Source organism: Pseudomonas rhizosphaerae (assembly GCF_000761155.1).
Taxonomy (GTDB): Bacteria; Pseudomonadota; Gammaproteobacteria; order Pseudomonadales; family Pseudomonadaceae; genus Aquipseudomonas; species Aquipseudomonas rhizosphaerae.
In genome coordinates, this window is sequence record NZ_CP009533.1 from 3754001 (window position 1) to 3779471 (window position 25471).

At 64.0% G+C, this 25471-nt stretch carries 26 protein-coding genes and 1 pseudogene; 11 read left to right on the top strand and 16 right to left on the bottom strand.

The genetic code is table 11. The features are described 5' to 3' along the window. Positions 1 to 108 precede the first annotated feature (108 nt). Positions 109 to 1779: a putative bifunctional diguanylate cyclase/phosphodiesterase gene (locus tag LT40_RS16635; protein WP_043192210.1), complete on the top strand. Its 1671-nt coding sequence runs from the start codon at positions 109 to 111 to the stop codon at positions 1777 to 1779. On the opposite strand, the gene LT40_RS16640 is transcribed toward LT40_RS16635, so the two are convergent. Then, positions 1760 to 3139, bottom strand: a complete 1380-nt coding sequence (locus LT40_RS16640; RefSeq protein ID WP_043192211.1) for a NorM family multidrug efflux MATE transporter — start codon at positions 3137 to 3139, stop codon at positions 1760 to 1762. The genes LT40_RS16635 and LT40_RS16640 overlap by 20 nt on opposite strands. Before the next feature lie 358 nt (positions 3140 to 3497). Between LT40_RS16640 and LT40_RS22110 the strand changes: the two are divergent. Both LT40_RS22110 and LT40_RS22115 read left to right on the top strand, forming a co-directional pair. Next, a pseudogene (locus LT40_RS22110) lies at positions 3498 to 4481 on the top strand (Cache 3/Cache 2 fusion domain-containing protein); the annotation flags it as partial. Positions 4482 to 4613: 132 nt separating this feature from the next. Beyond that, positions 4614 to 5351, top strand: coding sequence for a methyl-accepting chemotaxis protein (locus LT40_RS22115; protein ID WP_420329698.1), 738 nt, complete (start codon positions 4614 to 4616; stop codon positions 5349 to 5351). 8 nt (positions 5352 to 5359) lie between these two features. Here LT40_RS22115 and hglS read toward each other — a convergent pair whose 3' ends face one another. Then, complete coding sequence (hglS, locus tag LT40_RS16650) at positions 5360 to 6733, bottom strand: 2-oxoadipate dioxygenase/decarboxylase HglS (RefSeq protein ID WP_043192213.1); 1374 nt, start codon at positions 6731 to 6733, stop codon at positions 5360 to 5362. Between the two features lie 98 nt (positions 6734 to 6831). Then, a complete protein-coding gene (locus LT40_RS16655) occupies positions 6832 to 7728 on the bottom strand; it encodes a LysR substrate-binding domain-containing protein (protein WP_043192214.1) in 897 nt (298 codons plus the stop codon). A 131-nt stretch (positions 7729 to 7859) separates the two neighbouring features. Here LT40_RS16655 and amaB point away from each other — a divergent pair, with 131 nt between their 5' ends. Both amaB and amaA read left to right on the top strand, forming a co-directional pair. Next, on the top strand, positions 7860 to 9350 hold the full coding sequence (amaB, locus tag LT40_RS16660; RefSeq protein WP_043192215.1) for an L-piperidine-6-carboxylate dehydrogenase: 1491 nt from the start codon (positions 7860 to 7862) through the stop codon (positions 9348 to 9350). A 187-nt stretch (positions 9351 to 9537) separates the two neighbouring features. Then, positions 9538 to 10824 carry an L-pipecolate oxidase gene (gene amaA / locus LT40_RS16665; protein ID WP_043192216.1) on the top strand — a complete coding sequence of 429 codons (1287 nt, stop codon included), beginning with the start codon at positions 9538 to 9540 and terminating at the stop codon, positions 10822 to 10824. A 292-nt stretch (positions 10825 to 11116) separates the two neighbouring features. Here the strand turns inward: amaA and LT40_RS16670 are convergent, their stop codons facing one another. From LT40_RS16670 to LT40_RS16685, 4 genes are all read right to left on the bottom strand, one after another. After that, complete coding sequence (locus tag LT40_RS16670; protein ID WP_043192217.1) at positions 11117 to 12610, bottom strand: YifB family Mg chelatase-like AAA ATPase; 1494 nt, start codon at positions 12608 to 12610, stop codon at positions 11117 to 11119. Between the two features lie 98 nt (positions 12611 to 12708). After that, a complete protein-coding gene (locus LT40_RS16675) occupies positions 12709 to 12936 on the bottom strand; it encodes a hypothetical protein (RefSeq protein ID WP_043192218.1) in 228 nt (75 codons plus the stop codon). 297 nt (positions 12937 to 13233) lie between these two features. Next, the gene (locus LT40_RS16680; protein ID WP_043192219.1) at positions 13234 to 14148 is read right to left on the bottom strand and encodes a LysR family transcriptional regulator; all 915 of its coding nucleotides are present in this window, start codon (positions 14146 to 14148) and stop codon (positions 13234 to 13236) included. 88 nt (positions 14149 to 14236) lie between these two features. Continuing rightward, positions 14237 to 14497, bottom strand: coding sequence for an accessory factor UbiK family protein (locus LT40_RS16685; protein ID WP_043192220.1), 261 nt, complete (start codon positions 14495 to 14497; stop codon positions 14237 to 14239). 308 nt (positions 14498 to 14805) lie between these two features. Here LT40_RS16685 and glnK point away from each other — a divergent pair, with 308 nt between their 5' ends. From glnK to sutA, 4 genes are all read left to right on the top strand, one after another. Further along, on the top strand, positions 14806 to 15144 hold the full coding sequence (gene glnK / locus LT40_RS16690; protein WP_002555808.1) for a P-II family nitrogen regulator: 339 nt from the start codon (positions 14806 to 14808) through the stop codon (positions 15142 to 15144). A 40-nt stretch (positions 15145 to 15184) separates the two neighbouring features. Then, positions 15185 to 16519 (top strand): ammonium transporter, encoded by a 1335-nt coding sequence (locus tag LT40_RS16695; protein ID WP_043192221.1) that lies wholly within the window; start codon positions 15185 to 15187, stop codon positions 16517 to 16519. A gap of 201 nt (positions 16520 to 16720) precedes the next feature. Beyond that, positions 16721 to 17146, top strand: coding sequence for a secondary thiamine-phosphate synthase enzyme YjbQ (locus LT40_RS16700; protein WP_043192222.1), 426 nt, complete (start codon positions 16721 to 16723; stop codon positions 17144 to 17146). Between the two features lie 99 nt (positions 17147 to 17245). Beyond that, positions 17246 to 17569, top strand: coding sequence for a transcriptional regulator SutA (sutA, locus tag LT40_RS16705; RefSeq protein ID WP_043192223.1), 324 nt, complete (start codon positions 17246 to 17248; stop codon positions 17567 to 17569). Positions 17570 to 17695: 126 nt separating this feature from the next. Here sutA and LT40_RS16710 read toward each other — a convergent pair whose 3' ends face one another. Genes LT40_RS16710 through lptM form a run of 6 tightly spaced genes read right to left on the bottom strand, consistent with a single transcriptional unit; the run spans position 17696 to position 22248 of the window. Further along, entirely contained in the window at positions 17696 to 18391 is a 696-nt protein-coding gene (locus tag LT40_RS16710; protein WP_043192224.1) for an HAD family hydrolase, read from the bottom strand. Continuing rightward, the gene (gene xerC, locus LT40_RS16715; RefSeq protein ID WP_043192225.1) at positions 18388 to 19284 is read right to left on the bottom strand and encodes a tyrosine recombinase XerC; all 897 of its coding nucleotides are present in this window, start codon (positions 19282 to 19284) and stop codon (positions 18388 to 18390) included. Before xerC ends, LT40_RS16710 begins: the two co-directional genes overlap by 4 nt. Position 19285: 1 nt before the next feature. After that, on the bottom strand, positions 19286 to 19993 hold the full coding sequence (locus tag LT40_RS16720) for a DUF484 family protein (protein ID WP_043192226.1): 708 nt from the start codon (positions 19991 to 19993) through the stop codon (positions 19286 to 19288). Positions 19994 to 20006: 13 nt separating this feature from the next. After that, positions 20007 to 20837 (bottom strand): diaminopimelate epimerase, encoded by an 831-nt coding sequence (dapF, locus tag LT40_RS16725; protein ID WP_043192227.1) that lies wholly within the window; start codon positions 20835 to 20837, stop codon positions 20007 to 20009. 4 nt (positions 20838 to 20841) lie between these two features. Continuing rightward, complete coding sequence (lysA, locus tag LT40_RS16730) at positions 20842 to 22089, bottom strand: diaminopimelate decarboxylase (protein WP_043192228.1); 1248 nt, start codon at positions 22087 to 22089, stop codon at positions 20842 to 20844. A gap of 9 nt (positions 22090 to 22098) precedes the next feature. Then, positions 22099 to 22248, bottom strand: a complete 150-nt coding sequence (lptM, locus tag LT40_RS21390; RefSeq protein WP_043192229.1) for an LPS translocon maturation chaperone LptM — start codon at positions 22246 to 22248, stop codon at positions 22099 to 22101. Positions 22249 to 22432: 184 nt separating this feature from the next. Here lptM and cyaY point away from each other — a divergent pair, with 184 nt between their 5' ends. Then, positions 22433 to 22759 carry an iron donor protein CyaY gene (gene cyaY / locus LT40_RS16740; protein ID WP_043192230.1) on the top strand — a complete coding sequence of 109 codons (327 nt, stop codon included), beginning with the start codon at positions 22433 to 22435 and terminating at the stop codon, positions 22757 to 22759. After that, the gene (locus LT40_RS16745; RefSeq protein WP_043192231.1) at positions 22759 to 22998 is read left to right on the top strand and encodes a DUF1289 domain-containing protein; all 240 of its coding nucleotides are present in this window, start codon (positions 22759 to 22761) and stop codon (positions 22996 to 22998) included. The genes cyaY and LT40_RS16745 overlap by 1 nt, the downstream gene beginning before the upstream one ends. 15 nt (positions 22999 to 23013) lie before the next feature. Here the strand turns inward: LT40_RS16745 and LT40_RS16750 are convergent, their stop codons facing one another. The 3 genes from LT40_RS16750 to argH all read right to left on the bottom strand — a co-directional run bounded on the left by LT40_RS16750 (position 23014) and on the right by argH (position 25289). Then, the gene (locus LT40_RS16750) at positions 23014 to 23262 is read right to left on the bottom strand and encodes a TIGR02647 family protein (protein WP_043192232.1); all 249 of its coding nucleotides are present in this window, start codon (positions 23260 to 23262) and stop codon (positions 23014 to 23016) included. 126 nt (positions 23263 to 23388) lie between these two features. After that, positions 23389 to 23667, bottom strand: coding sequence for a hypothetical protein (locus LT40_RS16755; protein ID WP_043192233.1), 279 nt, complete (start codon positions 23665 to 23667; stop codon positions 23389 to 23391). Between the two features lie 227 nt (positions 23668 to 23894). Next, positions 23895 to 25289, bottom strand: coding sequence for an argininosuccinate lyase (gene argH, locus LT40_RS16760; protein WP_043192234.1), 1395 nt, complete (start codon positions 25287 to 25289; stop codon positions 23895 to 23897). Between the last annotated feature and the right edge of the window lie 182 nt (positions 25290 to 25471).

Below are 25471 nucleotides of genomic sequence, written 5' to 3' on the forward strand. Positions count from 1 at the left end.
ATGTGGTTACACGTTGACACGTACTTTGGATTGGGTCTGCCCCGAGCTGTTGGCGAGGCCGTTTTTAATCGCTATCGAATGACTGTGAAACTGTCCTAAGGAGCTCGTTTGTCTACGCCTGTCGAACCCGCGCGGCTGTTGCTACTGGCCCAGGATCGTACCTGGGCTACGTCGTTGCGCGAGTGCCTGGCGCCCCTGGGCGACGTGGCCACCTTGGTCGAAGCCGCGTCCTGGGACGCCGTGGCCAGGCAGTTCGACAATCAGCCCGGCACCCTGCTGCTGACCACCACCGCCTTGCTGCCGGCGCCCGGCCGCTGCGCCCTGCCGATCGTGCTGCTGCTCAGCCAGGAGCCTGCGCAACCGCCGCCAGGCGCCAGCGACTGGCTGGTGGCGGGCGAACTGACCAGCGATACCCTGCGCCGCTGCCTGCGCCATGTACGCGAGCGTGGCGTGCTGCAGGACACCCTGCAACGCCTGGCCGAACAGGACCCATTGACCGGTATCGCCAACCGCCCCGGTTTCCAGACCCTGCTCGCCGCCCGCCTGGCCGAGCAGGAAGGCCGTGGCGTCGCCCTGGGCCATCTGGACATGGACAATTTCCGCCATGCCAACGATGCGCTGGGGCATCAGGCCGGCGACCGACTGATCCTGCAGGTGGTGGCACGCCTGAAGAAGCAGCTCGAGGCCGGCGACCAGGTCGCTCGCCTGGGCAGCGACGAGTTCGCCTTGCTGATCGACACCCGGCGCGACCCGTCGCGCGCCGAGCGCCTGGCCGCCAACATCATCGAGGCCATGGCCGAACCCTATTACGTGGACGGCGAGAGCCTGCTGATCGGCTGCAGCCTGGGCATCGCCCATGCCCGCGCCGGCGCCGGTGCCGACCCGCTGATGTGGCACGCGCACATCGCCATGCAGCAGGCCAAGAGCACCCAGGGCTGCAGCTACCATCTGTTCAACGAACGCATCAACCGCCATGCGCGCAGCCTGGCCGACCTGGAAAGCGAGCTGCGCCGCGCCCTGCGGCGTGACGAACTGGAACTGCACTACCAGCCACGGCTGGACCTGAGCGGCAATACCATCGTCGGTCTAGAAGCCCTGGTGCGCTGGCGTCACCGCGAGCGCGGCGTGCTCGCCCCCGGCGAGTTTGTGCCCCTGGCCGAGCAGAGCGGGCTGATCGTGCCGATGGGCTACTGGGTCATCGCGCGCGCCCTGCGCGACATGCAGACTTTGCGCGAAAGCGGCTTCGAACCGTTGCACATGGCGATCAACCTGTCGTTCCGGCAGTTTCAGGACAGCCAGCTGCTCAGCACCTTGGGACGCTTGATCGCCGAGCGCGGCATCGATGCCGGTTGGCTGGAGTTCGAACTCACCGAAACCGCCGTCATGCGCCGCAATGACCTGGTCAAGCAGACCATGGATGCATTGGGCTGTCTGGGCGTGCGCTTTTCCCTCGACGATTTCGGCACCGGGTTTTCCTCGTTCGTCCACCTGAGCAGCCTGCCCATCGCCCTGCTCAAGATCGACAAGAGCTTCGTCAGCGGCATGGAGCAGCGTCCGGAAAACAGCAAGCTGGTGCACGCCATGATCAACCTGGCGCACAACCTCGACCTGAAGGTTGTCGCCGAAGGTGTGGAAACCCCTGAACAATTGGCTTTGCTGCGCGGGTTCGGCTGCGACCAGGTGCAGGGCTACCTGATCAGCCGGCCCTTGCCCCTGGAGCAGTTGCAGGCCTTCCTGCGTTTCGGCCAGGCGCAGGCGATCAGGTCGCCTGCGCCGTAGTCATGGCCAGGCGCCGCAGTCGGCGCATGCGCCATTCGAACGCCCAGGTCAGGGTGCAGGCCGAGCACAGCAGACCCAGCGCCAACCCCCACCAGACGCCCACCGCGCCGAGCTGGAAATGGAATGCCAGGCTCCAGGCCGCGGGCGCACCGATCGCCCAGTAGCAGAACAGCCCGACCAGAAAGGTGGTCTTGGCGTCCTTGAGGCCACGAATGGCCCCCATGGCGATGGTCTGGATACCGTCGAACATCTCGAACCAGGCCGCCACGGCCAGCAGACTGATGGCCAGCTCGATGACGCCGTGGAAGGCCGGATCGGAGCGGTCCAGAAACACCCCGACCAAAGGCCCCGGCGCGAGCCAGAACAGCAGGGCGAAGCCGAGCATCACCACCGCGCCGAGACTGATGCCGACCCGCCCCGCCAGGCGCGCGGCCAACAGGTGCCCAGCGCCGTAGTGCTGGCCGATGCGCATGGTCACCGCGTAGGACATCCCGGCAGGCACCATGAACGCCACCGAAATGATCTGCAGGGCGATCTGGTGCGCAGCCAGCGGCGTGGTGCCCATGGTGCCGATGCACAGCGCGGCGAAAGCGAACAGGCCGACTTCCACGGCATAGGTGCCGCCGATCGGCAGGCCCAGCCGCCACAACTCGCGCAGGGCGTTCAAGTTTGGCCTGGCCAGACCCTTCAACAGTGGATAGGGCGTATAGGCACGGTGATAGCGGATGTACAGGGCCAAGGCAATCGCCATCAGGTTGCTGATGATCGCCGTGACCATGCCGATGCCCACCAGACCGAGCTTGGGCAAGCCGAACATGCCTTCGATGAACGCGTGGTTGAGCAGGTAGTTGGCCACGGTGGCAACGATGCTGATGACCATCACCGGCGTGGCGCGGCCCAGCGCGGCGGTGAAGCCGCGCAGCGCCATGAAACTGAGGTTGCCCGGCAGCGCGAAGGGCAGTAGCAGCAGAAACTGGGTGGCGAAGGCGACGTTGGCCGGGGTCTGCCCGAGCATGGCCAGGACCGGCCCCAGGTTCCACAGCAGCACGGCCGCCACTGCGGCCATCGCCCATGCCAGCCAGAGCCCGGCCTGGGTCAGGCGGGCCACGCCTTGCTGGTCGTTGGCACCCTTGCGGATCGCCACCAAGGTACCGACGGCGGCAATCACGCCGATGCAGAAGATCGAGACGAAAGAATAGCTGGCCGCTCCCAGGCCGCCCCCGGCCAACGCCTCGGGGCTCAGGCGCGCCATCATCAAGGTGTCGGTCAGAACCATCAGCATGTGTGCCAGCTGCGAGGCGATCAGCGGCCCCGCCAGCCGAAGCAGGGCTCGAAGTTCGATACGGAGGGTGGAATGCATGATGAAGCTCGGTCGGCTCGGCGATGGGACGCTGGATTCTCGGCCTTGTGGCAGCGCAACGCAAATGGATGTGTCGGGTGCATGCCACAGTGCGGCGCTCAAGTATTCATTCGAATTGCCGATGTAGCAGTACCAATAAAAACCAAGGATGGCAGGTGCCCGGCAGGTCTGGACTGTCTTTGGCATTGCCTGTCACGTACACGTTTCTCAGGAGCTTCACATGTCTCAACCTCGCGCTCGTATCGCCACGCAACTGGGCATTGCCCTGGCTGTGATCCTGGCCGTCGTCATCACCGCCAGCACGGCATTCGCCCTGCGCTCGCTGGACATCGCCAACCTGGCCATCCGCGAACAGCACATGGCCAGCGAGGCGCGATTGCTGGCCGATCAGCTCAGCACTTTTCACAGCACCCTGCGCGACAGCACCCAGCGCTTGAGCGGGCTGTTCGAAAAGCGCTTCGCCGGCGGCCTGAGCGTGGACACAAGCACGCAGGTCACGGTGGCCAACCAGCAGACGCCGAGCCTGCGCCTGGGCAGCCAGACGCTGAACAACGATTTCAAGGAAGTCGACGATTTCAAGCAGCTCACGGCAGGCGTTGCCACGGTGTTCGTGCGCAGCGGCAACGAATTCGTGCGCATCAGCACCTCGTTGACCAAGCAGGACGGCAGCCGCGCGATCGGTACGATTCTCGACCACGCCCATCCCGCCTACCAGCGCCTGCTCGACGGCCAGAACTACATCGGCCGTGCCGTCCTGTTCGAACGCTCCTACATGACCCAGTACACCCCGGTGCGCGACGGCTCGGGCCAGGTGATCGCCGTGCTGTTCGTCGGCTTCGACTACACCGACGCGCAGAACACCCAATTCGCCAACCTGCAGCGCTTCCGCATCGGCCAGACCGGCTCGCTGGCCTTGCTCGACGAGCAGAACCGCTGGCTGGTAGCGCCGGCCAACGTCAACGATCCGCAGGCCGCCGCCAAGACCTTGGCCGACCTGGCACTCCTGGATGGCAAGGGCCGGCTGTGGAACGACGGCAAGCAGGACATCTTCTCCGAAGCGGTGACTTTCCCAGGCGGCCCCTGGAGCGTCGTGGCGAGCATGCCCAAGGCCGAAATCAATGCAGTGACCTGGAACGTCGGCACTCAGTTGGCGATCGGCAGCCTGTTGGCCATGCTGATCGCGGTGGGCGCCGCCATCTGGCTGTTGCGCAGCAAGCTGCGGCCACTCGGTGAGCTGGTCCGCCAGGCCGAAGCGCTGGGTGCAGGCGATCTGGATGCCCGCTTGAAGGTGTCCAGCCACGACGAGATCGGCCAACTGGCCAGCAGTTTCAACCACATGGGCGAAGCCCTGTCGAACATGGTGGTGCACATCCGCAACGCCGCCCATGAAGTCAGCGGCCGTGCGCAAACGTTGTCGAGCCTGTCGGCGGGCGCCTACGAAGGCATGGAGCACCAGTCCGGGGAGATTTCCAGCATGGCCGGCGCGGTCGAGGAATTCAGTGCGACGTCCCTGGACATCGCCGACAACATGGGCCACACCCAGCGCCTGGCCCAGGACAACGCCCAGCAGACCCGCATCGGCCGCACCTCGATGGACGAGGCGTCCAATTCCCTGGAGCAGATTGCCGGCGCGCTGAACAGCACCGCGGGCGTGATCAACACCCTGGGCCAGCGCTCGCAGGAAATCGGCGGCATCGTCGGGGTGATCACTTCGATCGCCGAGCAGACCAACCTGCTGGCCCTCAACGCAGCCATCGAAGCGGCTCGTGCCGGCGAACAGGGCCGAGGTTTTGCCGTGGTCGCCGATGAGGTACGCAGCCTGGCCTCGCGTACCCGCCAGGCCACTGATGAGATTTCCGGCATGATCGGCAGTATCCAGAAGGAAACCGCCAACGCCATCAGCACCATGGACCAAGGCAACGTGCTGATGCGCGAAGGCCTGACCCGCAACGCCAAGGTCGCCCAGGCGCTTGCCCAGATCGACGAGCAGAGCCGGTCGGCCGGGCATCAGTTCGATGCGATCAGCACCGCGACCCAAGAGCAGAGCAGCACGGCCACCATGCTCAGCAGCAACCTGCAGAGCATTGCCATGACCAATGGCGAGCAGCGCGAGGTGGTCTCCAACCTGGCGCAGACCGCTCGCGAGCTGGAAGGGCTGGCGGCGGAACTGCGTCAGGAAGTGAATCGCTTCCGCGTGGGCGGCGCCCGCTAGCGGCAGGATCAGCCTAGCGAGGGGAGGCCCAGTGCGCGAGCGCAGTCGTTCAGCGAGCGCTGCTGGGTCTGGGCGTACAGCGCGAGCTCATCGAGCACCGTGCGGCCCAAGGCCTGGTGAAACGCCTCCTGGCTCGAGCCCAGACCGTATTCGGCCTGGGCATCGTCGCCCAGGTTGGACTGGAAGATGCCGGCGGCGCTGACCGGCAGGAAATCTTCGTACACCAATGGCTCGCAATGAATCGCGCCATTGTCCAACAGCCCCTGCAATGTGGTTTCGCCGGCACTTGGCTGGCCGCTGGGGAAATAACGGAAGAACGCCAGGTCCTGCTCGCGCATCTGCGCCAGATCATCCGGAAACTCACTGAACTGCTCGCCCAGCAGGCGCATGTATTCGGTAGCGTTGGTCTCGCTGGGAAACCCGGCAAGCGCGGTACGCGAGGCGTTCAGCAGGCGGTCGTACAGCGCGCGTCCCTTGGGCGTCAGCGCCGCACCGCGTTGTTCGATCTCGCCGAAGCGTGCGGTGTGGCTGCCTTCGGCCACAGCGGTCTGGTCTGTAAACGCGACTTTTTCCTGCAACGCCTTGAAGCTGGTCTGGCGCAGCAGAATGGCGTGGCGTCGCGGTGGCGGCCCTTCGATGACAGCCTTGGGCGCGATCCCGCGCGCCGGCATCAGCGCCTGCACCGTGTCGATGTCCAGCGTGCGTGGCGTCAGGTGATTGATGTGCGGCCCCTTGAAGGCCACCACGTCGGCGATCAGGCGGTGGGCGTCATGCAAGCGCTGGTACTGGGCCGCGGTCACCGTGGCGTCATGGTGCCAGCGGAAGGTTTCCAGGGCCTGCTCGACGAACGCGTCGGAGCCGGCCTGATCGAGGCCGCCGTCCCGCTCGAATTGTTCGATCAAGGCCAGGCACGATTGGGTAAAGATCTGCCGCTGTTCCAGCAGTTGCCGGGCCTGCTCGCGCAAGGCCACATCCTCGATCAGCTCCAAACGCAGCAGCGAAGTGAACACGCGAAAGGGGCTTACTTGTAGCGACTGCTCATGCACCGCCCGAAAGGCCGTGGAATGCACCGGTACACCTGCCGAGGTGAGGTCGTAATAACCCACGGGCTGCATGCCCATGACCGCGAACAGGCGGGCGATGGTCGCCAGCTCCGCAGCGGTGCCGACCCGAATCGCGCCATGGCGCTCGGCATCCAGGCGCTCAATCTCGCCGGTACGGGCCAGGGATCGGGCCAGCTCCGGCTGTTGCTCGAGGCACTGACGATTGACCTCGCCGACCAGGCTCATCAAGTCGCCGTACAACGGCACTTCTTTCTTGTACATCTCGGACATGGCGCGGGAAAACGCGGCACGGGTCTGGTCGGGACTGACGAAGGGCATGGTGGACTCCTGGCGCAAAGGGCTGGGAGTATGAAAGCGGGGAATGACCTGGACGATCAAGCGAAAAAAAGTGCGGGGGTCATTCCGACAAGTCGGCTTCAGTGGGCCTGGGGCGTGATCTGTTCCAAGATCCAGTCGACCAGCGCACGTACCTTCGGCACTTCCGCCGCGTGTTCGGCGAACGCGACGAAATGCGCTCCCTGACTGCGCATGGTATGCGGCCAGGGCATCACCAGACTGCCGCTGGCCAAGTGGCTCTCCGCCAGATAGCGCGGCACCAGTGCCACGCCGCAGCCAGACAGGGCAGCACTCAAGCACATATAGAAAGTGTCGAAGCGCGGGCCGTGGTAGCTGTTCTGGGCGCTCAGGCCCTGCTCCAGAAACCATTCGTGCCACGCCTCGGGCCGCGATGTGCATTGCATCAGTACCAACTCGGCCAGTTGTTCGGCGTTACTCAGCGGCTGTTCCAGCAGGTCGGGCGCACACACCGGCACCACCTGATCGTCGAACAGCTCGATGCACGTCGCCCCGGGCCAGGTGCCCTGGCCGAAAAAGAAACCCACGTCCGCCTTGGCCTGCAGCAGCGCGAACGGCTCCAGTTCATTGCGGATGTCCAGGTGGATATTGGGGTGCGCCTTGCCGAAACCCTTGAGCTTGGGGATCAGCCAACCCACGCCGAAGCTGGGCTGGGTGGCCACGGTGAGCACTTCGGTCTCGTCACCGTAGGACAGGATGTAGCGGCTGGAAATGTCCACCTGGGTGAGGATCTTGTTCACCTCGGCCAGGTACAGCGAGCCTGCCGGTGTCAGTTGCAGGCGTCGGCGAATGCGCAGGAACAGGTGGTGGCGCAGCATGTCTTCGAGCTGTGCGACCTGCTTGCTGACCGCACTCTGGGTCAGGTGCAGTTCTTCCGCCGCGCGGGTGAAGCTCAAGTGGCGGGCGGCCGCTTCGAAGCACTGCAAGGCCGTCATCGAAGGAACAAGGCGTTTTGACATGGAGGCATCGGCGCAAGGTCATGAGGTGAGGGAATGATATATGGAATATTGCTCCGTTGTGGTGGTCTGGCCTGCGGATTAATACTGATCTCAATTCGTTCTTATCGTTAAAGCCTTGTGAGGAGAAAACAATGGTCGATGGCCTGCTCGAAAGCCTGGGTGTTGCAGCGAGTGCATTCAAGGATGGCAACCATCCCGTGCATACCCCGATCGATGGCAGCCAGATCGCCTCGGTAAGCCTGGAATCCAAGGCGCAGGTGGTCGACAAGATCGCCCTGGGGCATGAGGCGTTCCTGGCCTGGCGCACCGTGCCGGCACCACGTCGCGGCGAGCTGGTGCGTCTGTTCGGCGAAGTCCTGCGCGCCCACAAGGCCCAGCTCGGCGAGCTGGTGTCGATCGAAGCGGGCAAGATCACCCAGGAAGGGTTGGGCGAAGTGCAGGAAATGATCGACATCTGCGACTTCGCGGTCGGCCTGTCCCGCCAGCTGTACGGCTTGACCATCGCCTCCGAGCGCCCTGGCCACCACATGCGTGAAACCTGGCAGCCGCTGGGCGTGGTCGGCGTCATCAGCGCCTTCAACTTCCCGGTGGCGGTATGGGCGTGGAACACCGCCCTGGCCCTGGTGGCCGGCGACTCGGTGATCTGGAAACCGTCGGAAAAGACGCCGTTGACTGCGCTGGCCTGTCAGGCGCTGTTCGACAAGGCGCTTCAGCAGTTCGGCGACGCCCCCAAGGGCCTGGCGCAGTTGATCATCGGTGATCGCGAAGCCGGTGAAGCACTGGTCGACGACCCGCGCGTCGCCTTGGTCAGTGCCACCGGCAGCACCCGCATGGGCCGCGAAGTCGGCCCACGGGTCGCCGCGCGCTTCGGCCGCAGCATCCTCGAACTGGGCGGCAACAACGCCATGATCCTGGCCCCCAGCGCCGACCTCGACCTGGCCGTGCGCGGCATCCTCTTCAGTGCCGTCGGCACTGCCGGCCAGCGCTGCACCACGCTGCGCCGGGTGATCGTGCACAGCTCGATCAAGGACGAAGTGGTCGCTCGGGTCAAGGCGGCCTACGCCAAGGTGCGTATCGGCGATCCACGCAAGGACAATCTGGTCGGCCCGCTGATCGACAAGCCATCCTTCGACGCCATGCAGGGCGCCCTGGCCAAGGCCCGTGACGAAGGCGGCGAAGTGTTCGGCGGCGAGCGTCAACTGGCCGAGCAATACCCGAACGCCTACTACGTGGCCCCGGCCATTGCTGAAATGCCTGGGCAATCGGACGTGGTGCGCCACGAGACCTTCGCGCCGATCCTGTACGTCTTGAGCTACGAAGATTTCGACGAGGCCCTGCGTCTGAACAACGAAGTGCCACAGGGCCTGTCTTCGTGCATCTTCACCACCGACCTGCGTGAAGCCGAGCGCTTCCAGAGCGCGGCCGGCAGCGATTGCGGCATCGCCAACGTCAACATCGGCACCAGCGGCGCGGAAATCGGCGGCGCTTTCGGTGGTGAGAAGGAAACCGGTGGCGGCCGCGAATCCGGCTCCGATGCCTGGAAAGCCTACATGCGTCGCCAGACCAACACCGTCAACTACTCGCGCGAACTGCCGCTGGCCCAGGGCATCGTATTTGATTGATGGTTGATTGATGGTTGATTGATGGTTGATTGATGGTTGAGTGATGTGGTGGCGGGGCTGGCGCTATCGCGGGCAGAGCCCGCTCCCACAGGGATCTTTGCTGCAGTGGATATCCCTGTGGGAGCGGGCTCTGCCCGCGATGACGGCGGCGCGGTCCGAACCCGATTTCCCTGGCTTGGAATGAGTCATGAGCGAACTACGGCAACAATGTCTTTGGGAACACATCACCGCCAGGCCCCCTCACACGGCGGCTCTGGCCAGTGCGGTAAAGGCGGATGTCTGCGTGATCGGCGGCGGTATCACCGGGTTGTGCGCGGCCATCGAATTACTGGAGCAGGGCAAGCGTGTGGTGCTGCTCGATGCCAGTGAAATCGGCACCGGCGGCTCGGGCCGCAACGTCGGGCTGGTCAACGCCGGTACCTGGATCCCGCCCGACGAAGTCGAGCAGACCTTGGGCAGTGCCGTGGGCGGTCGCCTCAACACCGTGCTCGGCGGGGCGCCGGCCGAAGTCTTCGCGCTGATCGAACGCTATGGCATCGACTGCCAGGCTCACAACGACGGCACCCTGCACATGGCCCACAATGCCAATGGCGTGGCCGACCTGAAGTCGCGCTGCGAGCAATGGCAGCGGCGGGGCGCCGACGTGGAACTGCTCACCGGGGCGCAATGCATCGACTACTGCGGCACCGAGAAGATCGAAGCGGCCTTGCTCGACCGCCGCGCCGGCACCATCAACCCCATGGCCTACACCCGTGGCCTGGGCGCGGCGGTACAGCGCCTGGGCGGGCAGGTGTTCCAACACTCGCCGGTACTGGGGCTGGAGCAACAAGCCGGGGGCTGGCTGGTGAAGACCGCCAGGGGCGAGGTCAACGCCGACAAGGTGCTGATCTCCACCGGCGCCTACACCGAAGGCGACTGGTGCAACCTGCGCGGGCAATTCTTCCGTGGCTACTACTATCAGGTCGCTTCCAAGCCCCTGGATTCGGCAGCCGCCGATGCCGTGCTCAAACATGGGCAAGGCTCGTGGGATACCCGCCTGGTGCTGAGCAGCATCCGCCGCGACGACGACGGCCGTCTGTTGCTCGGCAGCATGGGCCGGGTGGACAACAAACCTGCCTGGTTCATCCGCCGCTGGGCCGACCGCATCCAGACCCATTACTTTCCACAACTGGGCAAGATCGACTGGGAGATGCACTGGACCGGCTGCATCGACTTCACCCCCGACCACCTGATGCGCCTGTTCGAACCGGCGCCAGGGCTGGTGTCGGTGACCGGCTACAACGGTCGCGGCAACACCACCGGCACCGTCGTGGGCAAAGCCTTGGCGCAGTTCTTGTTGCATGGCCAGGCTGGCAAGCTGCCCTTGCCGTTCTGCGCGGACAAACCGGTGTCGGCAGCTGGTTTGCGTACCGGCGTCTACGAAACCGGCTTCTCCCTCTACCATGCCGGCCAAGTCCTGCGCGTTGTTTTGTAAGCCGAAGGCGTGTCGGACCTGATCGCGTTCCGACAGATCCATCGCACCCACCGCCGACGCGGCTCGCGCCGCTGCTACAGGGGTATCGCAATTCTCCACCGGCGTGGTGAGCCACGAACACCGCATCCATGACCGACGCGGTGATGCACGAACACCGCATCCATGGCCGACGCGGTGATGCGTGAATGCCCGATCCCCTGTAGCAGCGGTGCAAGCCGCGTCGGCGGTATCCCCGATTGGCCTGCTGAAACGCAATCCTGCTTCTGGCTCCACTGCACATCCCCGTCACCGCTCACTGTGCCGAAGGCCGATATTGCAACGCTTCCGCAACATGCGCCCGCTCGATATCTTTCGCCTGCTCAAGATCCGCCAAAGTGCGAGCCACCTTCAACAATCGATGCGCCGCCCGCAGCGACAGCGTCAATCGCTCGCACGCGGTTTCCAACCAGCGCTCGTCCTCGCCCGACAACCTGCAATGCTCGCGCAACCCCGGCAGATCCAGAAACGCATTGGCACAACCCTGACGTCGATTCTGCAATTCACGCGCCTCGGCCACCTTGGTGGCAGCACTGGCTGTGTTTTCACCCGCCTGTGGCTCATGGCTCAGGGCCGTCGCCTCCCGCGCCACCGTGAGATGCAGATCGATCCGATCCAGCAACGGCCCGGACAGCTTGTTGCGGTAGCGCTGGATCTGATCGCTGCCGCATTGGCATTTGCCACTAGGGTCTCCCAGATACCCACAGGGGCACGGGTTCATCGCCGCCACCAGTTGAAACCGCGCAGGAAAACGAATCTTGTCCCGCGCCCGCGCAATCACGATCTCGCCGCTCTCCAAGGGTTCGCGCAAGACCTCCAGCACCTTCCTGTCGAACTCCGGCAATTCATCGAGAAACAGCACGCCATGGTGCGCCAGGGTGATTTCCCCTGGCTGCGGCCGACTTCCCCCGCCCACCAGCGCCGCACCCGATGCCGAATGATGGGGATGCCGAAAGGGCCGCTGCGGCCAATTCTTCAGCGGCACATGGCTGGCCACCGACTGAATGGCTGCCACTTCCAGCGCTTCGCGCTCGTCCAGCGGCGGCAGCAATCCGGGCAATCGACTGGCGAGCAAGGTCTTGCCGGTTCCCGGTGGGCCACTGAACAGCAGGTTGTGCGCGCCAGCGGCGGCCACCAGCAACGCGCGCTTGGCCGCGACCTGACCCTGTACTTCGCTCAAGTCCGGATAAGGCTTGCTCACCAGCAGCAGCCCATTGGCATTGAAGGGGCTGATCGGGTTGCGCCCGTTGAAGTGACTGACCAGCTGCATCAGATCATCCGCGGCAATCACTGTCAGGTTCGAGGCCAGCGCCGCCTCTTCGGCGTTATCCCTGGGCACGATCAGCGTGCGTCCTGCATCGCGAGCGGCAAGGGCAGCGGGCAACACACCCTGCACCGGCCGAACGGCGCCCGAAAGCGCCAGCTCGCCCAGGCACTCTACGTTATCCAGCGTGATCGCCGGAATCTGCCCGCTGCCCGCCAGGATACCCAGCGCAATGGCCAGATCGAACCGCCCGCCGTCTTTCGGCAGATCCGCCGGCGCCAGGTTCAACGTGATCCGCCGCGCCGGAAACTCCAGCCCCGAATTGAGGATGGCACTGCGCACCCGATCCTTGCTCTCCTTGACCGATGCCTCCGGCAACCCCACCAGGGTCAGCGCCGGCAGCCCATTGGCCAGATGCGCCTCGACCGTGACCGCAGGCGCACCCACACCCACCTGGGCCCGGCTGTGAACGATAGCGAGAGACATGCGTGCTCCATGCGTTGAGAGATGAACCGCTTCCTGCGGTGGTGGTGCGAGGGTAGTAGAAGAGGGCAGGTATGCCAGTGGGGAAATGATTCACGGTGCTACGGACACTGCGCCAAAATAGACGGGTTCACGCCCTCATGTTTGAGGGCAAAGATGATGTGGGCGAGAAAATCCCCAGCCTCCGGTGCAACCGCCTGTGGCACTGCAAGTGCGCCATTGATCCGCTCAATACGGGTGACGGGTTGAACGAGTGCAGGCTTCTTTACCCCGATAGCCTTCAGGCCCATCGCCTCGATCAAATGGGCGTAACCCACCAGATTTCCCATTTTCCGCCCCCTGCCTTTGGCCAGATTTTCTTAACGCAGCCAAGATTTTTTTAAAATATGCGCCAATCGCTCAGAAAATCTTAACCGGAAATGGCCCGCCTTCACTATTTTTGGGCCCATGCCTACAGGAATGTCACCGTAGAGCGACCTGATATCCTGAACGTACTTGATCGAGAGTTCAGCGTGGCATCCCCCAACAAGGTCTGGTGCGGTGACATGACGTACGCTTGGGCCGAAGTCGATGGTACTAACGAGCAGCGATGATCGATCCTTATGCGTGCCGAGTCGTAGGCTGGGCTACAACCCACCCCGATCCCCCATGAACGCCTCCAACCGCGACCGCAACCACCGCTCCGCCGGGTCCGTATCGGTGATGCTCAACCACACCATCGACAGGTCCAGGGTGGGCGCATCGAACGGCAACGGTTCGTCGAACAGATTGCCATGCGCGGCCATGGCGGTTGCGGCGTAGTCGGGCAGGCCCGCGAGCAGGTCGGTGCCGGCGAGCAGAGCGGGGAGGGAGCTGAACTGGGGCACCGAGAGCACCACCTGGCGGGTGCGGCCTATCTCATGCAGCCACTCGTCCGCAATGCCGCTTGTGTGTGCGGTGGGCGATACCAGCACGTGGGGGCGCGAGCAGTATTCGTCCAGGGTTAAAGGTGTGGCGGATTTGTCGGCGCGCAGCACGCGCGGGCGCATGCGGCGCAGCAGTTTGCGCTTGGCGTTGGCCGGCAGGCCGCGGGTCTGGCTGATGCCCACGGTGATGTCGCCGGAGGCGAGCAGGTCGGGGATGCGCCAGTAATCCACGTGCTGCACCACGATCACCACTTTTGGCGCTTCGGTGCGCAACGCGCGCAGCACTTGCGGCAGCAGGCCGAACTCGACGTCGTCTGACAAACCGATGCGGAAGGTCATGGTGCTCACGGTCGGGTCGAAATCGTGGGTCAGGCTCAGCGCGACGGACATGGCGTCCAGCGCGGGCGAAAGGTGCCGGATGATTTCCTCGGCGCGCGCGGTGGGCTCCATGCGATGGCCGATGCGGATGAACAAGGGGTCGTTGAACAGGGCACGCAGCCGGTTCAGTGCCGAGCTGACCGTGGGCTGGCCCAGGAACAGCTTTTCCGCGACGCGGGTGACGTTACGCTCGAGCATGAGCGCTTCGAACACTACCATCAGGTTGATATCGGCCTTGCGCAGTTCGTTGCGGTTCATCGAAGCACGTCCCTGCTGTTCAATGGCGATACCGAGGGGGTGATGCAAAGCGGTGCAGTCGAACACCCGACGACGTGCACCACCGACGTTACTCGACCTTTGGCGTCGCCTTGGCTTCCATCTCGGCGACTTTGGCCTCCAGGCTCTCCAAACGTGCACGGGTGCGTGCAAGGACGAGCATCTGGCTATCGAATTCTTCGCGGCTGACCAGGTCGAGCTTACTGAAACCGGATTGCAGCAACGCCTTGAACTGGTTTTCCAGCTCGGCGCGCGGCTGCGCGGTGTCGCCGCTGAACAGGCGTGAGGCATGGTCGCTCAGGGCGTCGAGGAAAGCTTTGGGCGCGAGCATGGGAAATATCCTGAGGCGAAGTGACGTGCAGTGTATCACGCAGCCTTGTACTGCAAAGCTGGCGGGCGGCGCACGGTTTTCGCGCACGGCAGTGCGGGTGGCTGCACCCTTGTTGTGCGCCGGTAGGCGTTACCCGGCGACGCAGCTGCACAAAAACCGGGCCCGGCTGTGAAATCACGCTGTTTACGCGACATGGCAAGCTTTCTGCTTAGAGCCAAGTGACGACGCGTTACAAAGCCAGGCGCTGCGCTTAGACTTGATCCGGGTTTGTTTTCCTGGGGCAAGTCCACCAATTCGGGAGAAGTTTCATGAAGCTAGTCACTGCCATCATCAAGCCATTCAAGCTGGACGACGTTCGCGAGTCGTTGTCGGAAATCGGCGTGCAGGGCATCACGGTTACCGAAGTCAAGGGTTTCGGTCGGCAGAAAGGCCACACCGAGCTGTATCGCGGTGCGGAATACGTGGTCGACTTCCTGCCCAAGGTCAAGATCGACGTGGCCATCGACGACAAGGATCTGGATCGCGTCATCGAAGCCATCACCAAGGCCGCCAACACCGGCAAGATCGGCGACGGCAAGATTTTCGTGGTCAATCTGGAACAGGCGATTCGCATCCGTACCGGCGAAACCGATACCGACGCAATCTAAAAAAAAGCCGACACAACCCAACGCCCCAGGAGTAAACAATATGACTCTGCGTCAATTCGCAGGGCTAGGAGCCCTGTTGTCCCTCGCAATGCCTGGCCTTGCCTTGGCGGACGAGGCGGCAGCCCCTGTTCTCAACTCCGGCGATACCGCCTGGATGTTGACCTCGACCGCACTCGTGCTGTTCATGACCATTCCTGGCCTGGCGTTGTTCTACGGCGGCATGGTGCGCTCCAAGAACGTGTTGTCGGTGATGATGCAGTGTTTTGCAATCACCGGTCTGATCAGCATCCTGTGGATGGTCTACGGCTACAGCCTGGCCTTCGACACGACCGGCATGGAACAAGGCGTCGTCAACTTCAATTCCTTCGTCGGCGGCCTGTCCAAGGCGTTCCTCAGCGGCGTCACCCCGAGCAGCATCACCGGCCCTGCGGCGCTGTTCCCTGAAGCGGTGTTCATCACCTTCCAGATGACCTTCGCCATCATCACCCCGGCGCTGATCGTCGGTGCTTTCGCCGAGCGCATGAAGTTCTCCGCGATGCTGATCTTCATGGCCATCTGGTTCACCCTGGTCTATGCACCGATCGCGCACATGGTCTGGTCCGGCAACGGCGGCCTGATGTGGGACTGGGGCGTGCTGGACTTCGCCGGTGGCACCGTGGTGCACATCAACGCCGGTATCGCCGGTCTGGTTGCCTGCATCGTGCTGGGCAAGCGCAAGGGCTACCCAACCACCCCGATGGCGCCGCATAACCTGGGCTACACCCTGATCGGCGCGGCCATGCTGTGGATCGGCTGGTTCGGCTTCAACGCCGGTTCCGCGGCCGCAGCCAACGGCACGGCCGGCATGGCGATGCTGGTGACCCAGATCGCTACCGCCGCCGCTGCACTGGGCTGGATGTTCGCCGAGTGGCTGACCCACGGCAAACCCAGCGCCCTGGGCATCGCTTCGGGCGTGGTGGCTGGTCTGGTCGCCATCACTCCGGCGGCCGGTACGGTCGGCCCGATGGGCGCACTGGCCATCGGCCTGGTATCCGGTGTCATCTGCTTCCTCTGCGCCACTACGCTCAAGCGCAAGATGGGCTACGACGACTCCCTGGACGCCTTCGGTGTGCACGGTGTCGGCGGTATCGTCGGCGCGATCCTGACCGGCGTGTTCGCCGCGCCCGCACTGGGTGGTTTCGGCACCGTCGAAGACATCGGCGCGCAGGTCTGGATCCAGCTCAAGGGCGTTGGCTTCACCGTGGTCTACACCGGTATCGTGACCTACGTCATCCTCAAGGTGCTGGATGCGGTAATGGGTCTGCGGGTCAACGAGGAAGAAGAGGCCGTGGGCCTTGACCTCGCGCAACACAACGAGCGCGGCTACAACTTGTAACCGTTCGGAAAAAAATGCCCGGCTTGCCGGGCATTTTTTTGCCTGCGATTTGTCATCTGCTTCAGTCCCTGCGGGTTTGCCGCACGGACCGCCCTTTGCCGTAGCGATCGAGGACGGCGGCTCACTGCAAAACAGTCGCGAACAGGCTCTTTGCTTTTTCCCAGAGCGCGCTAGAATGCGCCCCGAACGGACGAGAACGGTATGTGGCAGCAGACCCTCATCACCTTGCGAGCCAGGCCTCGCGGGTTTCATCTGGTGACTGACGAGTTGCTCGCGCAACTGCCGCGCCTGCGCGAATGCCGCACGGGCCTGCTGCACTTGTGGCTGCAACACACCTCGGCGTCGTTGACCGTCAACGAAAACGCCGATCCGGCCGTTCGCCGGGACTTCGAGCGTTTCTTCAACCGTCTGGTGCCACAGGGCACGGAGGGTTTCGAACACAACGACGAAGGCGCCGACGATCTGCCAGCGCACTTCAAGGCCAGCTTGCTGGGCTGCCAGGTGACTGTCCCGGTCACCGCGGGAAGGCTGGCGACGGGTACCTGGCAAGGTATTTATCTGGGCGAGCATCGCGATCATGGCGGCGCGCGTCGGGTCCTTGCCACGCTGTATGGCGAGGACGCTTGACCGCTGGTTATCAGTGGATGTGAATTTTTTCCGGCTACCGTCGACATAAGGTAAAGCTGGGCTATAAATAATCTGCTTTCGCAAGTCATGAGGTAGAACATGAGCGACGATGATCTGGAAAACGACGACCTCGAAGTAGGCGAAGAAGACGATACCGAGGAAACCCTCGAAGCGGCTGCCGAAGACGTGGCCGATGACGAAGGCGGCGACACGCCCGCGCCGGCTGCCAAGGGCAAGGCCAAGGCAGCGGTGTCGGTGGACGAATTGCCGAGTATCGAAGCCAAGAACAAAGAGCGCGATGCGCTGGCCCGGGCGATGGAAGAGTTCCTGTCGCGCGGTGGCAAGGTGCAGGAAGTCGAGCCCAATGTGGTGGCCGATCCACCCAAGAAGCCGGACAACAAGTACGGCAGCCGTCCTATCTGACGGTTTGCTGCGCTTGGCGCACTGACGAAAAAGCCCGCGGTCGCTGCGGGCTTTTTTGTGGGTATGGGGTAGGCAGTCAGGACCTCTTCGCGGGCAGCGGGCTCGCCGCCCGCTCCGCTCCTACAGCTAGGCTAGTTGGGGCAGCAACGCAGGGAGTTCGGCGAGGCTGGCCACTTCGGCGTCGGGTTTGCCTTCGGCGGCCCATGGCTTGCCCTGCGGGTTGTACCAGATAGCTTTCATGCCGGCTTTCTGAGCGCCGGCGATGTCATCGCTGGGGTGATCGCCGATGTGCACCGATTCATGGGCAGCCGCGCCACCCAGGCGCATGGCCTCCAGGAAGGGCTGCGGATCCGGCTTGCCGATACCCAGGTCCTCGGCGCACAGCGCAAAGGTGAAGAAGTCGGCCAGGCCCAGCCGACGCACATCGGCGTTGCCGTTGGTGACCACGCCCAGGGTGTAGCGCTGACAGAGAATTTCCAAAGCCGGTTGGGCCTCCGGGAATATCTCCACCTGGTGCCGCGCGTGCAGAAACACCTCGAAAGCCTTATCGGCCAATGACGTTGCCTCACCCTCGGCATAGCCTGCCTCCAGCATCGCGTGCAGCAGTACGCGCCGGCGCAAGGCGCTGATACGATGCGTGAGCGATGGGTCGGCGTCGACAAGGCGTTGGCGGATCTGGAACAGATGCTCGACGGGAACCGGCCCCAGTTTCGGCGCCTGGTCGGCGAGCCACTCGCGCAGGATGGCCTCGGCGCTGACGATCACCGGGGCGGTGTGCCACAGGGTGTCGTCGAGGTCGAAGGTGATCAGCTTGATGCTCATGAGTCGGCGCCTTTGCGTTTGGCCCGTGGATGGGCACTGTCATAGACACTGGCCAGGTGCTGAAAGTCCAGATGCGTGTAGATCTGCGTAGTGGCGATGTCGGCGTGACCGAGCATCTCCTGCACGGCGCGCAGGTCCTGGGACGACTCCAGCAAGTGGCTGGCGAACGAATGACGCAACATGTGCGGATGCAGGTTCTGCCCCAGTTCGCGCTCGCCGGCGGCCTTGACCCGGACCTGGATGGCGCGCGGCCCGAGCCTGCGGCCCTGCTGGCTGACGAACACGGCGTCGTCGATGGGGTTGCTCATCGAGCGCATGGCCAGCCACTGCTCCAGTGCCGCACGGGCCTTGCGCCCCACGGGCAGCACGCGCGTCTTGCTGCCCTTGCCATGCACCTGTACCAGTCCATCGGCGAGATCGAGCTGCCCAATGTCGAGGCTGGTCAGCTCCGACAGCCGCAGGCCCGAAGAATAGAACAGTTCAAGAATGGCCTGGTCGCGGTGGGCCAGGAAGTCATCCTCCACCGCACCTTCGAGCAGCTGCAGGGCACGATCGGTGTCCAGCGTCTTGGGCAGGCGACGTTCGCCCTTGGGTGGGGCCAGGCCGTTGGCCGGATCGTGGCTGCACAGGCCTTCGCGGTTCAGATAGCGGTACAGACCGCGCACCGCCGAAAGCAGGCGTGCCAGGCTGCGCGACGACTGGCCCTGCTGATGCTGGCGAGCGATCAGGCGCCGCAGCTGCTGAATGTCCAATGCCTGCCAGCTCGCCAGGTTTTCCTTTTCGCAGAATTCGACGACCTTGGTCAGGTCGCGACGGTAGGCGTCCAGGGTGTGCACCGACACCTGGCGCTCACTGCGCAGGTGCGTGCAGTAGGCGTCCAGTTGGTCGCGCACCTCAGCGTACCGCGCGCAGGGCGCCGGTGAAGCGTGGCAATACGCGGCTGAGCACTTCGCCAATATGGCTGAGGAACAGCGTGCCTACCGAGCTCTTGTAGTGCGCAGGATCGCGGCTGCCGATGGCCAGCACGCCATGCAGGCCTTGGTGCAACAACGGCACCAGTGCAGTCGAGCCCACCTGCGAGGCCTGGTCGCTGCCGAACAGGAACGCCAGCTCGTGCTCGCGCAATGCGCCACTGAGCGACTTGCCCTCCGACAACAAGCCGCCGATGGCCTGCTGGGCCTCGGCGCTGGTCACGCTACGGCCTACCGGTGCGGGAATGTCGTTGAACAGGATAAGGCTGACGAAGGGCACCTGAAAGTCCTCGCGCAAGCTGTCTTCCACGCAGATCACCAACTCATCCAGGGAGGTGGTGTCGAGCAGGGCCAGGATCAGGCGACGGGTCTTTTCGAACAGGCGATCGTTGTCCCGCGCGACCTCCATCAGGTGCGAAAGGCGCTGGCGCATCTCGCCGTTGCGCTCGCGCAGCAGGGTCATCTGCCGCTCGACCAGCGACACCGTATCGCCACGTTGATGGGGCAGGCGCAGCTGGGTCAGCAGTTCTTCATGCTGCTCGAAGAAGGCCGGGTTGGCAGCGAGAAACTCGGCCACGGCCGAAGCCTCCAGGAGCTCCGCAGGCGCGGGTACTTGAGGCTGATCGGTCATTGGCTGTACTCGCTCATAAACGCACTTGTCCTTCGAAGACCCGCACCGCAGGGCCGGTCATGATCACCGAATGGCCCGGCCCGGCCCATTCGATGGACAGGCGGCCGCCCGGCAGGTCGAGCAGCAGCGGCGAGTCCATCCAGCCCTGGCTGATGGCCGCGACCGCAGCGGCGCAGGCGCCGGTACCGCAGGCCTGGGTCTCGCCGGCGCCACGTTCCCACACCCGCAACTGGGCACGGGTACGGTCCACGACGTGGAGGAAACCCACGTTGACCCGCGCCGGAAAGCGCGGATGGTGCTCGATCTTTGGCCCCAGCGCGTGCACCGGCGCGTTGTTGATATCGTCCACACGCAACACCGCATGGGGGTTGCCCATGGACAGCGCGGCAATCTGCACGCTCTGGCCGTCGACGGACAGCGCGTAGCTGTGCGCCTGGGTGTCGGCCTGGAACGGAATATCGGCCGGTACCAGGCGTGGCGGACCCATGTCGACGCTGATCTGGCCATCGTTGCGGACGTCCAAGGTGATGATGCCGCCCTTGGTTTCCACGCGAATGGTCTTCTTGGCCGTCAGGCGCTTGTCCAGCACGAAGCGGGCGAAGCAGCGTGCGCCGTTGCCACATTGCTCCACTTCGGAGCCGTCGGAATTGAAGATGCGATAGCGGAAGTCGACGTCGGGATTGCTCGGCGCTTCCACCAGCAGCAACTGATCGAAGCCGATGCCGGTGTGGCGATCGCCCCATTGCTTGGCGTGTTTGGGCAGGATGTGGGCATGCTGGCTGACCAGGTCCAGCACCATGAAATCGTTGCCCAGACCATGCATCTTGGTAAAACGCAGTAGCATGGGATTACTCCGGCAACAGGCTTTCGCCGGCGAAAAGCTCAGCCACGGTTTCGCGGCGGCGGACTTCGAACGCCTGGTCGCCATCGACCAGCACTTCGGCACAACGGCCGCGCGTGTTGTAGTTCGAGCTCATAACGAAACCGTACGCACCGGCCGAATGCACTGCCAGCAGGTCGCCTTCGGCCAGCACCAGTTCACGATCCTTGGCCAGGAAGTCGCCGGTTTCGCAGATCGGGCCGACGACGTCGTAGGCTCGCGCCTGACCTTCACGCGGCTTGACCGGGGTGACGTTCATCCACGCCTGGTACAGGGCCGGGCGGATCAGGTCGTTCATGGCCGCATCGACGATGGCGAAATCCTTGTGCTCGGTGTGCTTGAGGTATTCCACCTGGGTCAGCAGGACGCCGGCATTGGCCACGATGAAACGTCCCGGCTCGAACACCAGGGCCAGCTCGCGACCGTCCAGGCGCTCGCGCACAGCCCCGATGTAGTCGGCCACCAGCGGCGGCTGCTCTTCGCTGTAGCGCACGCCCAGGCCACCGCCCAGGTCGATGTGGCGCAGGTAGATGCCGCAATCGCCCAGGCGATCGACCAGGTCGAGCAGACGGTCCAGGGCATCCAGAAACGGTGCCAGGGTGGTCAGCTGCGAGCCGATGTGGCAGTCCACGCCGACGACGTCGATGTTCGGCAATTGCGCCGCACGCACGTAGACGTCTTCGGCTGCGGCGATGTCGATGCCGAACTTGTTCTCTTTCAGGCCGGTGGAAATGTACGGATGGGTGCCGGCGTCGACGTCCGGATTGACGCGCAGCGACACCGGTGCCCGCACGCCCAGTTCGGCGGCGACGCCCTGCAGGCGTTCCAGCTCGTCGCTGGACTCGACGTTGAAGCAATGCACGCCCACTTCGAGGGCGCGGCGCATGTCGGCGCGGGTCTTGCCCACGCCGGAGAACACCACGCGATCGGCGCGCCCGCCCGCGGCCAGCACACGCTCCAGCTCACCGCCCGAGACGATGTCGAAACCGGCGCCCAGACGCGCCAGGACATTGAGCACGGCCAGGTTGGAGTTGGCCTTCACGGCAAAGCAGACCAGCGAGGGAGTGCCCTGCAGGGCATCGGCGTAGGCGTTGTACTGTGCCTCGATGTGGGCGCGCGAGTAGACGTAGGTCGGTGTGCCGAAGCGCTGGGCCACGGCCGACAGGGCTACGCCTTCGGCGAACAGTTCACCGTCGCGGCGTTGAAAAGCGTCCATGGTGTTCCCTTAGTAGTGCTTGTGCGGTTGCGACGACTTGGCTTGGTCTTCGGGCGATTTGCTGTCATCGGGCAGGTACAGCGGGCCTTTTTGACCACAGGCAGACACCAGGCAGGCAACGGCGACGAGCGCGGCCAGGGAAGAGATCAGGCGCTTCATGGCGAAATCCTTTGTATAAGCAGTAATTGCGCCCGAGTATACCCAGCGCCCGGCATGGTGGCTATGCAGGTGGGCTGCCAGCGTTGCCACCGATCCAGACGGGTGCATTATGCTTTGCATAAACCGCTGGCTGCTCGTATCTTGCCGCCCGTAGCGCGAACAGACACTTTCCGAGGTTCCTGCAATGAGTTTGACCGAAGCCCGTTTCCACGACCTGGTCGATGCCACCCAGCAGGCGCTGGAGGAGTTGCTCGAAGACCACGCCGACGACATCGAGATTTCCGCCGGCATGATGACCATCAAGTTCAAAAACGGCAGCCAGCTGATCATCAGCCGCCAGGAGCCGTTGCGCCAGCTGTGGCTGGCCGCACGTTCCGGTGGCTATCACTTCGACTACGACGAAGAGTCGGGCAAGTGGAGCTGCGAGAAATCCGAAGAATTGCTAGGCGAAGTGTTGGCCCGGGCCACCAAGGAACAGGCCGGCGTCGAGCTGGACTTCGAAGAGATCTGATGCCTGTGAGCCAGCCTGCACGCGCGCCCAAGCCGCTCTACAGCAATGTCAGCCCCTCGGTACAGTCACCCTGCGTGAGCTTGTGCCGACTGGACGAAGAGCGGGTCTGTCAGGGTTGTTTCCGCCACGTCGAGGACATCAGGGCCTGGCGCTCGGCAGATGACGACACCCGGCGCCAGATCATCGCTGCTGCCGAGCAGCGCCGGTTGCAGGCGCGGTCGGCGCCTGCGGACGATTGATCAGGTTTCCGCCACTCAGGCCGGTTCGGCCACCGTCAGGATGGTCAGCAACGACTGCGCGTGCTCGGCCGCTTCATGGCCCAGGCTGGTCAGATAGCCGCCGTCAGGCTTGGTGATCAATTCCTTCTCGTGCAGGCGCGTGGCGGCGGCAATGGCTGCCGGCGCTGCGGTGTGGTGGATTTTCAGGCCTTCCATGGTGTTGCCGAGGTTGAACAGGGCAAGAATTTCCAGCTCGGCAACCAGTTCCGGGGTGTAGGACGACATAGGCGCTCCCGACTTTCTTATGGAATGAACGACAGCGCCGAGTGGCGCTGTGCGCTGTACCCTCGACGCTGAGGCGCGGGGGTTTTTCCAGTGTAGTCAGCCTTGGGCGAACGCGCCTGCGCCGCTTCAGACTTTTTCCGGCGGCAGCTCGGGCAGGGCGCGCAGGGCGGCTTCGTACCACGCCGTGTCGAACGGCCGATCCTGTTCCAGAATCGCGTCGATCTCGATCGCCAGCACGTGAGCCATCATGTTCAGGATGTCCTCGCGCTCGTAGCCCACCAGCGTCAGCTTGTTGAACGTGGCCTTGGCAGCCGGCGGGTTGTCGCTTTCGATCTGGTTCTCGATGGCCTGGGTGAGGGTGGCTTCGGCGAACGCTTCGTCTTCGTCTATCAGGGTATCGCTCATGGCGTGTTCTCGATCGGGGGTCAATGTCGGGTTCTGTGGGGCGCCCTTCGCGGGCAGAGACCCGCTCCCACAGTAGGTGTTGAATATCCTGTGGGAGCGGGGGCAGGCGGCGAGCCCTCTGCTCGCGAAGAGGCCGGACCTGCCAGGCGCCTAGCGAGCGCACAGCCACTCCCCTTCCTGTGGGAGCGGGTCTCTGCCCGCGAAGAGGCCAGGCCTGCCAAGCACGTCTAGCGAGCCGTCAGCAACTCCCGGCCACGAGCCACGGCTGCACGCACCTGAGCCGGCGCCGTGCCGCCGATGTGATCGCGGGCGTTGACCGAGCCTTCCAGAGTCAAGACCTCGAACACGTCTGCCTCGATCTGGTCGCTGAATTGGCGCAACTCGTCCAGGCTCATTTCCGCCAGGTCCTTGCCGGTGTTTACGCCATGTTTCACAGCGTGGCCGACGATCTCGTGGCAATCACGGAACGGCAAGCCACGGCGCACCAGGTAATCGGCCAGGTCGGTGGCGGTGGAGAAGCCACGCAATGCCGCTTCGCGCATCATGGCGTGCTTGGGCTTGATCGCCGGGATCATGTCGGCAAAGGCGCGCAGCGAATCGCGCAGCGTGTCGGCGGCGTCGAACAAGGGTTCCTTGTCTTCCTGGTTGTCCTTGTTGTAAGCCAGCGGTTGGCCCTTCATCAGGGTCAGCAGGCCCATCAACGATCCGAACACCCGGCCGCTCTTGCCACGCACGAGTTCTGGCACGTCCGGGTTCTTCTTCTGCGGCATGATCGAGCTGCCGGTGCAGAAACGGTCGGGCAGGTCGATGAACTGGAACTGCGCGCTGGTCCACAGCACCAACTCTTCGGAGAAGCGCGACAGGTGCATCATCGCGATGCTGGCCGCAGCGCAGAATTCGATGGCGAAGTCACGGTCCGAAACGCCGTCCAGCGAGTTGACACCGACGGCTTCGAAGCCTAGCAGCTGGCAGGTCAGCTCACGGTCGATCGGGTAGGTGGTGCCGGCCAGCGCCGCGCTGCCCAGGGGCATCCGATTGGTGCGCTTGCGGCAGTCGACCAGGCGCTCATGGTCGCGGCTGAGCATTTCGAACCAGGCCAGCAGGTGGTGTCCAAAGGTCACCGGCTGGGCCGTCTGCAGGTGCGTGAAGCCCGGCATGATGGTGTCGGCTTCGCGCTCGGCCTGCGCAAGCAGACCTTGCTGCAGGCGGGTGATTTCGCCCAGGATCAGATCGATTTCGTCACGCAGCCACAGGCGAATGTCAGTGGCGACCTGGTCGTTGCGGCTGCGCCCGGTGTGCAGTTTCTTGCCGGTCACGCCGATGCGATCGGTCAGGCGCGCCTCGATGTTCATGTGCACGTCTTCGAGGTCCACGCGCCAGTCGAACTGGCCGGCCTCGATTTCCTGCTCGATGGTGCGCAGGCCATCGACGATGGTGTCGCGTTCCGCGTCGGTCAGCACGCCGACCTTGGCCAGCATGGTGGCGTGGGCGATCGAGCCCATGATGTCATGGCGGTACAGGCGCTGGTCGAAGTCGACCGATGCGGTGAAGCGGGCGACGAAGGCGTCGACGGGTTCACTGAAGCGGCCGCCCCAGGACTGGTTGGTCTTGTCAGTGCTCATGAATTGGCTCGTGCAAGGCGTGAACGGGAAATTGCCGCGATAATAACAAATGCGGCCCGGGTCTGTTGGCGGCATAGTGCAGGTGTCTATTGTCTGCATTCACCCCTTCGCGGGCAGAGGGCTCGCCGCCTGCCCCGCTCCCACAGATCGAGGTGATCCCTTGTGGGAGCGGGTCTCTGCCC

What these genes read in the sequence shown, in the direction of transcription:
- cyaY (WP_043192230.1), top strand. Translation starts at nt 22,433, where the DNA reads ATGAGTTTGACCGAAGCCCGTTTCCACGACCTGGTCGATGCCACCCAG.
- hglS (WP_043192213.1), bottom strand. Translation starts at nt 6,733, where the DNA reads ATGCCCTTCGTCAGTCCCGACCAGACCCGTGCCGCGTTTTCCCGCGCC.
- dapF (WP_043192227.1), bottom strand. Translation starts at nt 20,837, where the DNA reads ATGCTACTGCGTTTTACCAAGATGCATGGTCTGGGCAACGATTTCATG.
- LT40_RS16675 (WP_043192218.1), bottom strand. Translation starts at nt 12,936, where the DNA reads ATGGGAAATCTGGTGGGTTACGCCCATTTGATCGAGGCGATGGGCCTG.
- LT40_RS16700 (WP_043192222.1), top strand. Translation starts at nt 16,721, where the DNA reads ATGTGGCAGCAGACCCTCATCACCTTGCGAGCCAGGCCTCGCGGGTTT.
- LT40_RS16655 (WP_043192214.1), bottom strand. Translation starts at nt 7,728, where the DNA reads ATGTCAAAACGCCTTGTTCCTTCGATGACGGCCTTGCAGTGCTTCGAA.
- LT40_RS16755 (WP_043192233.1), bottom strand. Translation starts at nt 23,667, where the DNA reads ATGAGCGATACCCTGATAGACGAAGACGAAGCGTTCGCCGAAGCCACC.
- LT40_RS16745 (WP_043192231.1), top strand. Translation starts at nt 22,759, where the DNA reads ATGCCTGTGAGCCAGCCTGCACGCGCGCCCAAGCCGCTCTACAGCAAT.
- LT40_RS16680 (WP_043192219.1), bottom strand. Translation starts at nt 14,148, where the DNA reads ATGAACCGCAACGAACTGCGCAAGGCCGATATCAACCTGATGGTAGTG.
- LT40_RS16640 (WP_043192211.1), bottom strand. Translation starts at nt 3,139, where the DNA reads ATGCATTCCACCCTCCGTATCGAACTTCGAGCCCTGCTTCGGCTGGCG.
- LT40_RS16710 (WP_043192224.1), bottom strand. Translation starts at nt 18,391, where the DNA reads ATGAGCATCAAGCTGATCACCTTCGACCTCGACGACACCCTGTGGCAC.
- amaB (WP_043192215.1), top strand. Translation starts at nt 7,860, where the DNA reads ATGGTCGATGGCCTGCTCGAAAGCCTGGGTGTTGCAGCGAGTGCATTC.
- amaA (WP_043192216.1), top strand. Translation starts at nt 9,538, where the DNA reads ATGAGCGAACTACGGCAACAATGTCTTTGGGAACACATCACCGCCAGG.
- LT40_RS16670 (WP_043192217.1), bottom strand. Translation starts at nt 12,610, where the DNA reads ATGTCTCTCGCTATCGTTCACAGCCGGGCCCAGGTGGGTGTGGGTGCG.
- LT40_RS22115 (WP_420329698.1), top strand. Translation starts at nt 4,614, where the DNA reads ATGGCCGGCGCGGTCGAGGAATTCAGTGCGACGTCCCTGGACATCGCC.
- LT40_RS16750 (WP_043192232.1), bottom strand. Translation starts at nt 23,262, where the DNA reads ATGTCGTCCTACACCCCGGAACTGGTTGCCGAGCTGGAAATTCTTGCC.
- LT40_RS16685 (WP_043192220.1), bottom strand. Translation starts at nt 14,497, where the DNA reads ATGCTCGCGCCCAAAGCTTTCCTCGACGCCCTGAGCGACCATGCCTCA.
- sutA (WP_043192223.1), top strand. Translation starts at nt 17,246, where the DNA reads ATGAGCGACGATGATCTGGAAAACGACGACCTCGAAGTAGGCGAAGAA.
- LT40_RS16695 (WP_043192221.1), top strand. Translation starts at nt 15,185, where the DNA reads ATGACTCTGCGTCAATTCGCAGGGCTAGGAGCCCTGTTGTCCCTCGCA.
- argH (WP_043192234.1), bottom strand. Translation starts at nt 25,289, where the DNA reads ATGAGCACTGACAAGACCAACCAGTCCTGGGGCGGCCGCTTCAGTGAA.
- lysA (WP_043192228.1), bottom strand. Translation starts at nt 22,089, where the DNA reads ATGGACGCTTTTCAACGCCGCGACGGTGAACTGTTCGCCGAAGGCGTA.
- glnK (WP_002555808.1), top strand. Translation starts at nt 14,806, where the DNA reads ATGAAGCTAGTCACTGCCATCATCAAGCCATTCAAGCTGGACGACGTT.
- lptM (WP_043192229.1), bottom strand. Translation starts at nt 22,248, where the DNA reads ATGAAGCGCCTGATCTCTTCCCTGGCCGCGCTCGTCGCCGTTGCCTGC.
- LT40_RS16720 (WP_043192226.1), bottom strand. Translation starts at nt 19,993, where the DNA reads ATGACCGATCAGCCTCAAGTACCCGCGCCTGCGGAGCTCCTGGAGGCT.